We start from the raw sequence: 12831 nt of genomic DNA, 5'->3' as shown, positions 1-12831 counted from the left end.
TTTCGGTGACCGAGGTTCCGGGGCTTGGTACCTGCGGCGCGACCGGGACTGCGGCCGACCGCGGACGCGGTGGTGCGGGTGAGTAATGGCGGCCTCGCCGAAGTGAGCGCCGTTCTTCGTGTTCGTCGTGTGTGTTCGCGACGTGCCGGCGTTGCGGCTCTCGTGTCGTTGCGTGGACGAGAGCGGCGTCTGGTGTCTCAGCGGTGGGCGGCGCGGTTCATCTCGACGACGTCGTCGACGGTGGGATTGGCACCGAGGGCGGCCAGGCGTTCCGGCAGGCTGTCGCGGATGGCCGCGTCCTTGACGCGGTCGGCCGCGGCCAGGGCCGCCGGCAGCTCGTCGAGGGGCAACTCGGTGCAGTAGGCGGGGCTGTTCGGCTGCTGGCGCCAGGAGTCGGCCAGCGTGCCGGCGTCGTAGGGGTCGAAGCCGGTGTCGTCCACCAGGCTCATGGCCACCTTCCGCGCCTCCTCGGAGTCGCCGGCGACGGGGATGGCCAGGCGGCCCGGGGTTCCGGCCGGGACGCCCTTGGTCCGCTGGGTCTCGGCCAGCGCGGCGTTCCACGCCTTGACCACGGGGCGGCCGAGCAGCTCGGCGGTGTACACGCTCTCCACCTGGCCGTTGTCCACCGCCTCGATCGGCTCGCTGAGCATGCCGGGGTAGTAGTTCGCGGTGTCGATGACCACCGTCTCGGCGGGGACCGAGGCGAACAGATCCGCCAGCTTGCCCGCCACCCCGAAGGGGATGGCCAGGACGATGACGTCCCGGCCCTGGACGGCGTCGGCGAGCTCCGCCGCGCGGGCCCCGGACTCCAGCACCTCCGCCCGGACGGCCTCGGGGCCGCGGGCGTCGGCCACCTGGACGTCGTGACCGGCCGTGCTGAGCTTGGCAGCGAGGTTCCCGCCGATGGCGCCAGCGCCGATGACCGTAATTTTCATGATTTATCCCTTGGAAGGTTGTGCTGCCCCTGAGGGCAGCGCGATGCGATGTCCGGCGTGGTGGCCGTGTGGTGGTGGTGGCTGGCGGTTTACGCCTGGGTGTCCTGCTGGCGGTAGCCGCTCGCGATGAGCGTGCGGAGCCGGTCGAGCGACTCCTCGTCGGTGCCGGTGCCCTTGATCCAGGCGACGGAGCAGGCCGCGAGGAACAGGTCGTTGCCCCGCACCGAGTCGCGTACGTGCCCCGCGAGCTGCGCGGCCCGCACGTACTGATCGGTGGCGGAGATGAGGGTGTGGCAGGGGATGGTGAGCGGGTTGTCCGGCTTCTGCGCGCGGGCCGCGGCCATGAGCGGGTCCGGCAGCCCGCTGAAGGCGCTGAAGTACTCCTCCATCGCCCGCAGCCACTGCTCCAGCGCCTCGGCCGGGTCGCCGAGCTGATCGATGTCCGCCTGGCGGGCCACCAGCTCCTCGGAGCGCGTCTGCAGCACGGCCGCCAGCAGCGCCTCCCGGGTGGGGAAGTGCCGGTACAGGGTGCCGGGCCCGACACCCGCCTCCTTGGCCACCGCCTCCAGGGAGGTGCCGACCCCGTGCTGAAGGAAGTGACGCTGCGCGGTCTCCAGGAGGGCAGCGCGGTTGCGCTGAACGTCCGCGCGGGGCTTACGTCCCCGCTGTTCGCCGGCGCTCATGCGCCCTCCTGCCCGCCGTAATCCTGCGGCCACATCAAAACGGATGCTGCCTCCGTACGCATTCGAGAGTAAAGCGGAGGCAGCGTCCGGTCAAATGGACGGCCTGAGCGCGGAGCCCGGACCTCGCAGGAGGCCGACATTGCGGGTGCCGGTAAATCGTCCACGCAGGTGAGAGCTTGTTCAGAAATCTTCGACTTTGGCCGACGCTCACCCGGCGTCTTCACCTGCACAGGGCCCCGGCGGCATCATGATCTGTCGTGCTGCTGCGCCTGGCCTACCTCACCGCGACCAACACCCTGGCGTTCCTACGTCTCCTGCCGATGAGCGACAGAGACAAGGACATCGAGATCCTCGTGCTTCGGCACCAATTGCTTGTCCTGCAGCGCCAGGTCGGCAAGCCTGCCTTGACCGACAGCGATCGCGCTGTCCTCGCCGGACTGCTCCACCACCTGCCCAAAGACAGACTGCGGCACCTTCTACTGCTGGTCCGCCCCGAAACGGTCTTGCGCCGGCATCGGGAACTGCTCAGGCGGCGACATGCCGCGACCTGCATGCCCAAGCGGCGCGGACGCCCCCGCACCATCCGCTCGATCCGCGCCCTCGTCCTGCGTCTGGCCAGGGAAAATGCCTCGTGGGGATATCGCCGGATCCACGGCGAACTCGCAGCACTGGGGATCAAGGTCGCCGCCTCAACGGTCTGGGAGATACTCCGCGAGCACGGCATCCCACCCGCACCCGAACGGCAGAGCACGACCTGGGCCGACTTCCTCCGCAGCCAGGCCGAGGCCCTTCTCTCCTGCGATCTCTTCGAAGTCCGCACGCTGACCGGAGCACGCCTGTACGTCTTCGCCGTCATCGAGCACACCACCAGACACATCCGGATCCTCGGCGCCACCGCACACCCCGCCGCGGAGTGGATCGTGCAGCTCGGACGCAACCTCCTCATGGACTTCGAAGACGCAGGCAGCAAGGCGAAGTTCCTCATCCGAGACCGCGACTCGAAGTTCACAACCACCTTCGACGCCCTGATGACCGATGCCGGTCTCAAGGTCGTCACCACAGGCATTCGGATACCACGGATGAACTCCCTCATCGAGCGCTGGATACAGACCTGCCGCACCGAACTCCTGGACCGGACCCTGATCTGGAACCAGCGCCACCTCCTCCACGCACTACGCGAGTACCAGGCCTACTACAACGAACACCGCCCGCACCGGGCACTGAAAAACGCCGCCCCATGCCGCCCGCTACCCACACCCATCACCCAACAAGCCCAGCTCACCCACCTGGAAGTCCACAGACGAGACCGGCTCGGCGGAACGCTCCACCAGTACCAGCACGCCGCCTGAGCTGCGCGGATGTTTTATCGGCACCCGCACTGCCCTGGCGCTCGCCTGTCCACGCGTCGCGCAGCAGTGTGGGTGCGAGGAGCGAAGGCGCCATGGCATCGACGCAGTCTCCGTCACTGTCGTGAACTGCCACGGTGGGCAGCCGTTTGCTGCTGCGGCGGACGCGCAGGGACCAGCCGCTGAGCGGGAGGGTCAACCCCCGTAAGCCGGCCCTGGTGAAACCTTCGTCGGCGGCGATGCTCCTGAGCAGCATGGACTGCTCTCCCTTCGCGGAGATGCGTGAGTACGAGCTTCGTCCTGGGAGTGAGGACGCGTGGTCTCTCTGTTCCGCTATGTCCCCTGGTGGCCCCCACCGTCCGAGGCGCCTTCGATGTGCAGTGTCTCGGCTGCGGTCGCGATGCTCTGAGGCGTGAGGTGAAAGGCGAACGGTGTCGTCTCGTAGAACTTCATGGCCTTGCCGTCCTCGGACAGTTCGAGCTCGGAGGAGACCAAGCCGGCCGCTTCCAACTTGCGCAGATGGATCTGCAGCAACGCTCTGCTGATGCCCAGCTCCCGCGCGAGGCGACTCACATAGTTGCGCTGCTGAGCGAGGGCAGCCACGACCCGCAGGCGATGCGGGTTCGAGAGCGCCGCCATGACCCGCACCAGGTCGTCCCCGGTGAGATCCGGCTGCGAATCGCCACCCTTGCTCATGCCAAACAAAGTTAGCACATGCCAGGCTCGGTATCAATACACAACGGGCCTTGTCCACACGCTGATGGGGAACGCCGGCCAGGACCGGCTCACCGCATAGCTTCCCGACAGTGACGGGGCCCGGCGGTCGAACCGACCGGGCCCCGTCACTGTCGGGAGGCTATGCGGTGAGCTCCGCGACCAGCGCGGAAAGGAGTTCGTCCCGACGCTCCCGCAGGTAGAAGTGGCCGCCGTCGAACACCTAAGCGCGGAACGGCCCCACGCACACACCCACCCATGCCCTCAGGTCGGCTCCGGTACGCCGGGGTCACTCCCTCCTCCGAAAGCGGTGAACGGAACGGGCAGCGAGGGCCGGGAGACGTAGCGGTAGGTCTCACACCTCTCGTAGTCCGCCCGGATGGCCGGCAAGAGCACGGCCAGCAGGTCGGGTGGGCGAGGATTTCCTCCTGCGTACCTACCACCTGACGCAGGTGCGCCAACAGGCCTGCATCGGCGCGCAGATGGATGCCCCTCCGCCTGCCGGAAAGCTGAGGAGCCCGGTACCCGGAGACGAGCAGACGGACCGGCGGTCGGCCGCGCGCGGTGAGCTCGTGGGCCAGCTCGAATGCGAGCAAAGCAGCCATGCTGTGGCCGAACAGGTATATCCGGCTCGTATCGCGGAGAGCCGCACGGCCGCGTCGGCCAGCTCCGCTATGAGGGGGGCAGGTGACGTACGGGTCGCTCGCCGAACCGGATCTCACGGCCAGGGAGCGGGACCGGGATGACGCGGGCGTGCGGTATGAGCGCGGCGGGCCAGGTGCGGTATGCGGTGGTCCCCGCGGCAGCGTGGGGCAGACACAGCAGGGGCAGCCCCACGGCGGGGACGCCCGCCGTGGGAAGGAACCAGCGCTCCAGGTCCTCCTGCTGGTCAAGGGGCGTCGATGTGCTGGTCCCCCTGTTTCGTGTACTCGATCACCGAGTGAAGCAGCGCCTGACAGCCGCGCAGCAGTTGTGTATCGGGGGTGTCCTCCTTGGGGGAATGGCTGACCCCGCCGGTGCTGGGCACGAACAGCATGGCCGTCGGAACATGCTCGGCCAGCACACTCGCGTCGTGCCCCGCATAGCTGAACAACCGGTCCATGCGCCCGCCGGTAGACCGGCAGGCACGCTCGAGGACCGCGCACAGTTCCTGATCGAATTCGGTGATCGGCTTGGCGGAGATGCGCTCCACCGAGACGGTGCAGTTCTCGTCGACTGCGGTCCAGCAAGCCAGGGCTTCCAGCTCCTGGGTGGCCTCGGCCAGCGCGCGGTGCGACGCGGAGCGCCACTCGACGACCAACCGGGCTTCGCCGGGAATGACGTTGGGGGCCCCCGGTACGAACTCGACGAAACCGATGTTCATCACCATGTCCCGGTCGACGCCGCGGACCATGGGCTGTACCCGCGTCGCCAGCTTCATCGCGGCCCGGCCCGCGTCGGCGCGGCCCGCCATGGGGGTGGTGCCCGCGTGGTTCGTCTCGCCGAGGAAAGTGACCGAGAAGCGCTGCACGCCCACAATGCCCTCGACGACGGCGAGGTCGGTGCCCGCTTCCTCCATGCGGGGCCCCTGCTCGATGTGCAGCTCCAGGAAGGCGGCGATGTCGTCGATGCCGTCGCCCGAGCAGAACGCCGTGGAACCGGTCAGCCCGCCCGCCGAGTCGGGCCGGGCGCCCTCCTCGTCGAAGAAGCCGACGATCTGCAGCGACCGGGCCGCCGGGTGGCCCGCCTGATACAGGGCACGCAGCGCCTCGAGGGCGGCGACGACGCCGTACGCGCCGTCCAGGTGCCCGCCCGCCGGGACGGTATCGGTGTGCGAGCCGGTGAGCAGGTAGGGGGCGACGGCGCCCGGCACCGTACCGAAGACGTTGCCCAGGGCGTCGACGCGAGGGACGAGCCCGGCGTCGGCGATGCGCTGGGCGAACCAGGCGCGGCCCTCGGCGTCGGCGGCGGACCCCGCCACCCGGTCGACCCCGCCGTCCGGACGGCCACCGATGGAGGCGAGGGCCGTCAGGTCTTCGAGGAACCGCTCCTTGGAGACGCGGACCGTGGACGGGGCGGGCGTGGGGAAAGTGGGTCTGGGCATCAGCTGACACCGCCTTGGGAGCCGAGTGCGGACGTCGCGCCGGAGCCCAGCGCGAGGAGTTGGGCCCAGTCGTCGGTGGTCACCGTGGAGACGGCCGCGACACGGGCGTCGACGTTGTCGACGGCGGCTTCGGCGTACTTCTGGAAGTGGCGGGCGAACCGTTCGATCGCGGACCGCTCGAAGAGCTGGGTGTGATAGCGGAAGGAGATCCGCAACGACGCGGTGCTCTGCAGGAATTCGATGGACAGGTCGCACTGCCCCTCCTGCTGCGGCAGGTCGAACGCGGACACGCGAAGTCCGCCGGCGACCAATTCGCGCCCGGCGGCCTCACCCGCGGCAAGCAGGTCGGCGAAGGGGTCGAGGCGGTTCGTCGTCACCATGGTCGCCGCGACCTGGGTGATCGGCGGACGACTGGGGTCGTGCGGTAGGCCGATGGCCTTCGGCAGCAGCGCGAAGGGATAGGCCACATGGGACACGCCGTTCTTGATCTGCTCGTCCAGGGCGCGGAACAGGTCGGCGAAGGTCGTCGACGGTTCGAAGTGCACTCGCAGAGCCAGGGAGTTGACGAAATAGCCGACGAGATCGCGGGTACGGCGGCCCGATCGGGTCGTGGTGGGCCAGCCGACCAGGAAGTCGTCCTGGCCGGTCCAGCGATGCAGGGTGCTCTGGAAGGCGGCCATGAGAAGCACGAACGGGGTGACGCCCGCGCCGAAGGCGGCCGCGCGCAGCCGCGCGACGAACTCTTCGGGCAGCCGCAATTCGTGGGTGTCCCCCTCGAAAGTCTGCCGGGCCGGTCGCGGCCGGTCCGTCGGCAGTTCCAGAACCCGCGGGACTCTGGTGCACACGTTCCGCCAGTACGCCTCCAGTTCGTCCCGCCGAGGCGAATCGAGCAGGGCGGCCTCGGCAGCCACATGGTCGTCCCAGGTCAGCTGGAGCGGCTCGGCGGTCATGGAGCCGCCGGCACCGTACGCGTCGAGCAGGTCCCGCAGGACGATGCCCTGTGAGTACGCGTCCGTCGCTATGTGATGGGCTGTCAACAGGAGCACGGCGTCGTCGTCGGCACGCTGTACCAGCTCGGCCCGGAAGGCCGCGCGGGTCAGGTCCAAGGGAACGGTGCTCAAGGAGCGTACGACGGCCCGCAGTTCGTCGTCCGCCACGACGCCCACGTCGTGCACGGTGAGCGACGGCATGTCGGCCGTGCCCACCGCGCGGCGCGGGCCCGCGGGCTCCTCGACGAAGGTGGAGCGCAGCATGTCGTGCCGCTCGGCGGTGGCGGCCAGCGCCTTGCGCAGGATACCGATGTCCAGCGCGGTGCGTATGCGGACAGCGGCAGCGACGTTGTACGCCGAGCTGTCCGGGGCCATCCGGTGCAGGAACCAGAGCGCTTCCTGACCGACCGACAGCGGCTTCGTGGCCGTCATCGCCGGTTCAGCTCGTCGTTGAGGTGGGCGGCGAGCGCGTCCACGGTGGGGTGGTCCCAGGCGATGGTCGGTTCGACCGCGATTTCGAAGCGGTCCTCGATGTCGCCGCACATGGTCAGCGCGTAGACGGAGTCCAGGCCCATCTCGACGAACTTGACGGACGGGTCGACGCCTTCGGCAGGCACTTCCAGATAGAAGGCGATGCGTTCGGTGAGCCAGTCGCGGATCTCGGTGAGGGTGGCGGGGGCGATGTCGGGCATGCGGGTGCTCCTGATCATGCTCATGCGCGGAGTAGTAGGGGTGTGCGGGCCAGGTCGAACGAGAGGGCCGCGTCGTCACGGGCGAGAAGCTCGGTGAAGAGGGCCTCGCGCGTGTCGTCGTCCACGGGGTGGTGCTCGGGGGCCCGGTCGGGGGCGGGGGGCTCCGGGAAGGTGCCGAGGTCCAGCAGGGTGGGCAGGTCCCTCAGCTGTTTCTGGAAGGTGCCGTACGGGCCCTCGCGCAGGTACGAGCGGGCGCCGAGCAGCACGGTCAGCCGATGACCGGCCTCCCGCACGATCCTCTTGACGCGGGTGTCGGTGCCGGACAGACGGGACAGACGGTCGCAGAGCTGCAGGTCCCGGAAGACTGTGACCAGGAGGTTCCTGGCGTGCGGGATGTCCGCCACCGGCCTGCCGTACAGGTGCCGTTCGCGGGCGAAGCGCAGTGCGAGCCGGAGCTGGGTGTCGAGGGCACCGACGGCCATGGCGGGGAGCAGGGAATGGGCCGGCGGATGAACGGCCGTCTCGGGCAGGGAAGTCTTCCGGAAGAGGTACGTGGTCAGGGGGGTGCCCCGCAGTCCGGCCAGCTCACGGGTTCCCACGGCCGGCGCGGTGCCGAGGTCGACGACGGCGCGACGGGTGCCGGTGTCCGAGCGGACGGCGATCACGGCGTGCCGGCCCCGGCCCAGGACGTGGGTGGGGCCGTTCAGGACTCCGCCCTCCAGCCGCACGCCCTCGTCGACGGCGATGGCGAGGGGGCCGATGCCGGCGGGCAGGCTGAGGTCGTACGTCGCCGCCAGGCCCGGGAGACCGAGGCGGGCGGCGAGGGCGCTGTCGCGCCGGCACACGGCGCGGCCGAGGGAGACGAGCCGGTCCCGGTCGTCGGCTGCTTCGCCGAGCCGGCTGCGCAGCTCGTCGTCGGCGTCCGTGAGGAGTTTACCGCGCTCGTCCGCGTCGAGTACCGCATCGAGGCCGAGAAGGTCGTCGAGTGCGGGGGCGGCGGTCATCGCAGTTCCTCCCGGTCGGGCAAGGGCAGTTCCTCGGGGCGCAGGGACGGGACGGGGTGGCCCAGTCGGGTCAGGAGGCGGGCCAGGCAGACCTTCCCCCACCGCGCATCCACCCGTTCGTCGTAGTGCCGCGTCCACAGGTGCGCGCAGGCCATCGCCGCGAACAGCAGCGTGTAGCGCTCCGCCAGGTCGAAGGTCTCTGGGCGGGTGTCCCGGGCCGACGGGCGTACTGCCGCCATCTCGGCGTGCAACTCGTCCGAGATGGCACGCAGTTCGTCCGCGTACGGCACCTCGTCGGTCAGCGGCGCCTGTGTGATGCTGCAGCCGCCCAGCGAGATCAGGCTCAGCCGCTCGCGGTCGAAGACGGGGGGCAGGACGCCCGGTGCCGTCGCCGCCATCAGGCCCGCTTCGTCGTGGGTGGCCCGGCGCGCGCCGCGCACCAACATCGGGAACTGGTTCACCAGCGCCAGCAGGTTCACCACCGTGTTCCCGTCGAAGATGCCGACGATCCGGTGGTCGCGGGCGACCTTCTGGAACGGTCCGTCTGCCGTGTACGCCTCCGGCCCCAGCACGGCGCCCAGCCGCTCGATCACCGCGTCCACGGTCGTGGGCACGAAGTGCTTCACCACCGCCGACACCACGCCCAGTTCGCCGGGCAGTGTGTGCAGCGACCGCGCCGCCACCACGGACACGGCCTCCACGGTGAGCTGGTCCGCGTACGCCTCGGCCAGCACCAAGCGGTCACCCGCACCGTGTCGCACGGCCAGCCGTAGTGCGTGGTCCGCGGAGCCCAATGAGAGCGCTGCGCAGAGCGTACGGGTCAGCTGCAGGCTCTTCAGGACGATCTCGGCACCTTGGCCGGGCGCTCCGATCATGGTCCCGGCCGGGACGACGGCCCCGCGGAACTCGATGCCGCTGATGTCGGTGCCCCGGATGCCGTGGGTCCGCACGGCGGGCAGCGTCCGGTAGGTGTCCTCGGGCAGCTCTCGCTTGTCGACCGTGAACAGGCTGAACCCGCGGCTGCCACCGGCCGCGTCCGTGCGCGCCAGGATGCACAGGCGGCTGCCTCGTGTCGCGTTGTTGATCAGCCACTTCTCGCCGTCGAGCCGGTAGCGGCCCGGTGTGGCGGCGGCCGTCAGCTCGCCCGACAGGACATCGCTGCCATGGTCACGCTCGGTCAGCCCGAAGGAGTGGACCGTCCCGGCCATGACCTCCTTGGCGGTGAGCCGGGCCTGTTCGGCAGTGCCCGCCACCCAGGTGCAGACCGACCCGAGGTACGAAGCGGCGTGCCCGATCGCCGTGGTGAGGTCGCGCGCGGCGACCCGGCGCACGATCTGGAGGAGATCCTCGTAGCTGCGCAGGGTGCCGCCGTACTCCTCGGGCACGTAGTGGGCGGCCAGTCCCAGTTCGTTCAGCTCGGCGGTGATCTCCTCCGGGAAGGCCTCGTCCCGGTCCAGTGCGAGGACGCGGGTGGCGGAGAAGGCGCGGGATTCGTCGGCGGGGTCCCCTAGTGCCCGGTCGAACGCGGCGGCGAGAGCCACGGGATCGTACGGCCGCACCGTGGCGGACGGACCGTTCGGGCCCGTCATGCCTGTGCCCCCGCCCGGTAGCGGTCGCGCACCGCGGTGTCCAGCTCCTCGTACCTGTTCTCCAGCTCGCCGTCCATGAAGAGCTTGCGCATCAGCGACCGCTGGATCTTCCCGCTCGTGGTCTTACGGACCTTGCCGGGGCGTACGAGCACCACGTTGGCGGCCCGGGTCTTGAGGTACTCGCCGACCAGGCCGCGCACCAGCGCCGCCAGCGCCGGCAGGTCCTTCTCCTGGGCTGCGCGCACCTCCTGGACGATGACGAGCTCCTCGTCGGGCGCGGGCACCGCGAAGACGCAGCCAGCCAGTCCGGCGAACGCCACGTGCCCGGCGGCGACTTCACGCTCGATGTCATGGGGGTAGACGTTGCGGCCGTTGAGGATCACCATCTCCTTGATCCGGCCGGTGACGTAGAGCTCGCCCTGGTCGAGCACACCCAGGTCGCCGGTGCGGAGAAACTCCTCCTCGCCCTCGGCGGTCCGGGCACGGAAGACCCGCTCGGTGGCCGCCTCGTTGTTCCAGTAACCGGCCGCCACGCTCTCTCCGCGCAACCAGATCTCGCCGATGTGTCCGTCGGGCAGCACCTGGTGGCTCTCGGCGTCGACGATGCGGACGTCGAAGCCGTCGACGCGGCCGCTGCTGACCAGCGGCACGCCATCGGCGTCCGGTTCGAAGAGCTGCTTCTCCAGGGCGACAGGGGCGACGGGGGTGATGACGGGGACACGGTCGGCGGGCGTGCCCGCGACGAACAAGGTGGTTTCGGCCATGCCGTAGCAGGGCAGTAGCGCCTCGGCGCGGAAGCCGGCCGGGCCGAAGCGCTCGGTGAAGCGGGCAAGAGTCTTGGCGCTGATGGGTTCGGCACCGTTGCACGCGTGGGTCCAGCGGGACAGGTCCAGTGTGGCGATGTGCTCGTCGGTGAGGCGACGGACGGCCAGTTCGTACCCGAAGTTGGGTGCCGAACTGATCTCGATGCCGTACCTGGACATGGTCTGGAGCCACAGCTGGGGCCGCTTGAGAAAGTCCATCGGGGGCATCACATAGGCGGTGCTGCCCAGGAAGAGAGGTTCCAGGAACAGCCCGATCAGGCCCATGTCGTGGTACATCGGCAGCCAGCAGAAGGTGCGCGTGGAACGGTTGAAACGCAACTGGTCCCGGATGAGCGTCAGGTTTGCCGTCAGCGCCCGATGGGTGACCATCACGCCTTTGGGGTCACTGGTCGACCCCGACGTGTACTGCAGGAAGGCGAGGGCCTCGCCCTCCGGGCGGCGCCAGGCGGCCAGTTCGTCCGGCTCGGCGGTCAGGGTGTCCGAGGCGAGTACGGACACCACGGTCAGCCCGTCGCGGTCGCGCCAGGCGGTGACGTCGGCCAGGTCGGCCGCGTCGGTGAGGACGACTTTGGCGCCGGTGTCCAGGGCGATGCCGGTGGTGCGGCTCTGGCGCCCGCGTGTGCCCTCGGGCAGCGGGGCCGGGACCGGCACCACACCCGCGTACATGCAGCCGAGCAACGCGGCCGCGAAGGCGGTGCCGGTCGGATGGAGCAGGAGCGCACGGTCTCCGTGCGCGCAGTGCTCGGCCAAGCGTATCGCGATGGTGCGCGCAGCGGTGTCGAGCTCCGCGTAGGTGAGGACTTCCTCCGTGGTGCCGGTCGCGTGGTGCCGTACGTGCACCAGTGCCTCATGCTCCGGGTTCGTCCGGGAATGGCCCATGACGGTGTCGACGAAGTCGGCGGGCATGGCTGGTCGTCCTCTCTCTGCGGGGCGTGCTCCGCGCTTGCCATGAGGCCGCGCGAGATGATCCCCTGAGCTCGAGGAGGCGCGTACGCACATCAGGTCACGCCTCGCGGCGTGGTGGTACACCTCCGTGGGCCGCCGAGTGGCCGCTCGGCGGCCTCCACTCTTTTCGGGCCGGGGGGTGGATCGGGACTGCTCCACCATCCTGGGAGTGGCTTCTATACGCCGCCCATGCTGTTCCTACGGGAGGGTGCGGACATGAGGCCGCCCCGCACCGGTGACGGGGGAAGCACCAGGTACGGGGCGGCGGTTCGGGGGCCGGCTGCTACGCGGCGGAGATCTCCACGTCTCCCGAGGTCGCCTTCGAGGTCAGCGTGGACTTGGCGGCCGGGTCGGTGGGGATGTTCGTGACGCGCTTGCCGGAGGTGGTCGTCACATCGACCTTGTAGGGGCCGCCGGGCACCTTGAGCGTCGTGCTGCCGGAGCCCGTGTCCGTGTTGACCGAGGTCGGAGCTTTGGCGAAGGTCAGCCGGGTGGTGCCGGAGTCGGTGCGCACGTCGGCGCTCGCGCCGCTGAGCGCGGAAGCCGTGATGGAACCCGAGGACGTCTCGACCTTCACAGGTCCGGCGATCTGCTCGGCGGTGACGGTGCCGGAGCTGGTGCTGATGTCGGCGGCGGCGACTCCGCGCACGGTCACCTGGCCGCTGCTGTTGCTCAGTTCGACCTTGGCGGATGCCGGAACCTGCAGCTCGTAGTCGATGTAGCAGTTGTCGCAACCGTTGCTGAAGGTGAGCACCCGCCCGGAGACGTGCTGAGTGGGCTTGGGCGCGGCGTCGTCACGGTAGTGGACCGTGCGGTGGATGGTGACGCCGGGACCGGAGCCGGTCTTGACGTCGATCGAGCCGCGGCGGGCGTCCTTGACCACGACGCTGGTGACGGCCGACTTGACCATGGCATCGGCGGTGGTGGTCTTCATGTCGCCGTCGTTCAAGTCGGAGCAGCCGGTGGCGAGCAGTCCGGCGGCGACGGCGGCGGGCAACAGCACGTAGCGGCGGGCGGTGGTGGTCAT

General features: G+C 69.8%; 12 protein-coding genes. 1 reads left to right on the top strand and 11 read right to left on the bottom strand.

Translation table 11 applies throughout. The features are described 5' to 3' along the window. Nucleotides 1-197: 197 nt before the first annotated feature. Nucleotides 198-935 carry an NAD(P)-binding domain-containing protein gene (locus ACFZCY_RS43685; RefSeq protein WP_391187091.1) on the bottom strand — a complete coding sequence of 246 codons (738 nt, stop codon included), beginning with the start codon at nucleotides 933-935 and terminating at the stop codon, nucleotides 198-200. 89 nt (nucleotides 936-1024) lie between these two features. After that, entirely contained in the window at nucleotides 1025-1618 is a 594-nt protein-coding gene (locus ACFZCY_RS43680) for a TetR family transcriptional regulator (protein ID WP_391187089.1), read from the bottom strand. 257 nt (nucleotides 1619-1875) lie between these two features. On the opposite strand from ACFZCY_RS43680, the gene ACFZCY_RS43675 reads away from it, so the two are divergent. Then, nucleotides 1876-2967: an integrase core domain-containing protein gene (locus tag ACFZCY_RS43675; RefSeq protein ID WP_391187087.1), complete on the top strand. Its 1092-nt coding sequence runs from the start codon at nucleotides 1876-1878 to the stop codon at nucleotides 2965-2967. A 330-nt stretch (nucleotides 2968-3297) separates the two neighbouring features. Here the strand turns inward: ACFZCY_RS43675 and ACFZCY_RS43670 are convergent, their stop codons facing one another. The 9 genes from ACFZCY_RS43670 to ACFZCY_RS43630 all read right to left on the bottom strand — a co-directional run bounded on the left by ACFZCY_RS43670 (nucleotide 3298) and on the right by ACFZCY_RS43630 (nucleotide 12831). Next, nucleotides 3298-3660, bottom strand: coding sequence for an ArsR family transcriptional regulator (locus ACFZCY_RS43670; protein WP_391187085.1), 363 nt, complete (start codon nucleotides 3658-3660; stop codon nucleotides 3298-3300). Nucleotides 3661-3806: 146 nt separating this feature from the next. Continuing rightward, a complete protein-coding gene (locus ACFZCY_RS43665; protein ID WP_391187083.1) occupies nucleotides 3807-4400 on the bottom strand; it encodes a thioesterase domain-containing protein in 594 nt (197 codons plus the stop codon). Between the two features lie 167 nt (nucleotides 4401-4567). Further along, nucleotides 4568-5761, bottom strand: coding sequence for a M20/M25/M40 family metallo-hydrolase (locus ACFZCY_RS43660; RefSeq protein ID WP_391187081.1), 1194 nt, complete (start codon nucleotides 5759-5761; stop codon nucleotides 4568-4570). Then, nucleotides 5761-7182: a condensation domain-containing protein gene (locus ACFZCY_RS43655; protein ID WP_391187079.1), complete on the bottom strand. Its 1422-nt coding sequence runs from the start codon at nucleotides 7180-7182 to the stop codon at nucleotides 5761-5763. Before ACFZCY_RS43655 ends, ACFZCY_RS43660 begins: the two co-directional genes overlap by 1 nt. After that, nucleotides 7179-7442 carry a phosphopantetheine-binding protein gene (locus ACFZCY_RS43650; protein WP_391187077.1) on the bottom strand — a complete coding sequence of 88 codons (264 nt, stop codon included), beginning with the start codon at nucleotides 7440-7442 and terminating at the stop codon, nucleotides 7179-7181. The genes ACFZCY_RS43655 and ACFZCY_RS43650 overlap by 4 nt, the downstream gene beginning before the upstream one ends. 20 nt (nucleotides 7443-7462) lie before the next feature. Beyond that, a complete protein-coding gene (locus tag ACFZCY_RS43645; protein ID WP_391187075.1) occupies nucleotides 7463-8446 on the bottom strand; it encodes a hypothetical protein in 984 nt (327 codons plus the stop codon). Beyond that, nucleotides 8443-10035, bottom strand: coding sequence for an acyl-CoA dehydrogenase family protein (locus ACFZCY_RS43640; RefSeq protein WP_391187073.1), 1593 nt, complete (start codon nucleotides 10033-10035; stop codon nucleotides 8443-8445). Before ACFZCY_RS43640 ends, ACFZCY_RS43645 begins: the two co-directional genes overlap by 4 nt. Beyond that, nucleotides 10032-11765: an AMP-binding protein gene (locus ACFZCY_RS43635; protein WP_391187071.1), complete on the bottom strand. Its 1734-nt coding sequence runs from the start codon at nucleotides 11763-11765 to the stop codon at nucleotides 10032-10034. Before ACFZCY_RS43635 ends, ACFZCY_RS43640 begins: the two co-directional genes overlap by 4 nt. A gap of 322 nt (nucleotides 11766-12087) precedes the next feature. After that, nucleotides 12088-12831 (bottom strand): DUF4097 family beta strand repeat-containing protein, encoded by a 744-nt coding sequence (locus ACFZCY_RS43630; RefSeq protein ID WP_391187069.1) that lies wholly within the window; start codon nucleotides 12829-12831, stop codon nucleotides 12088-12090.

Origin of the sequence: Streptomyces sp. NPDC007983, assembly GCF_042958345.1 — a bacterium.
GTDB lineage: Bacteria > Actinomycetota > Actinomycetes > Streptomycetales > Streptomycetaceae > Streptomyces.
The sequence above is the reverse complement of the archived record's forward strand: the minus strand, read 5'-3'. Positions and strand labels throughout refer to the sequence as shown.

Bases quoted from the DNA above. Each gene is read 5' to 3' on its own strand.
- ACFZCY_RS43685 (WP_391187091.1), bottom strand. From the start codon at position 935: ATGAAAATTACGGTCATCGGCGCTGGCGCCATCGGCGGGAACCTCGCT.
- ACFZCY_RS43680 (WP_391187089.1), bottom strand. From the start codon at position 1,618: ATGAGCGCCGGCGAACAGCGGGGACGTAAGCCCCGCGCGGACGTTCAG.
- ACFZCY_RS43670 (WP_391187085.1), bottom strand. From the start codon at position 3,660: ATGAGCAAGGGTGGCGATTCGCAGCCGGATCTCACCGGGGACGACCTG.
- ACFZCY_RS43660 (WP_391187081.1), bottom strand. From the start codon at position 5,761: ATGCCCAGACCCACTTTCCCCACGCCCGCCCCGTCCACGGTCCGCGTC.
- ACFZCY_RS43655 (WP_391187079.1), bottom strand. From the start codon at position 7,182: ATGACGGCCACGAAGCCGCTGTCGGTCGGTCAGGAAGCGCTCTGGTTC.
- ACFZCY_RS43650 (WP_391187077.1), bottom strand. From the start codon at position 7,442: ATGCCCGACATCGCCCCCGCCACCCTCACCGAGATCCGCGACTGGCTC.
- ACFZCY_RS43645 (WP_391187075.1), bottom strand. From the start codon at position 8,446: ATGACCGCCGCCCCCGCACTCGACGACCTTCTCGGCCTCGATGCGGTA.
- ACFZCY_RS43640 (WP_391187073.1), bottom strand. From the start codon at position 10,035: ATGACGGGCCCGAACGGTCCGTCCGCCACGGTGCGGCCGTACGATCCC.
- ACFZCY_RS43635 (WP_391187071.1), bottom strand. From the start codon at position 11,765: ATGCCCGCCGACTTCGTCGACACCGTCATGGGCCATTCCCGGACGAAC.
- ACFZCY_RS43630 (WP_391187069.1), bottom strand. From the start codon at position 12,831: ATGACCACCACCGCCCGCCGCTACGTGCTGTTGCCCGCCGCCGTCGCC.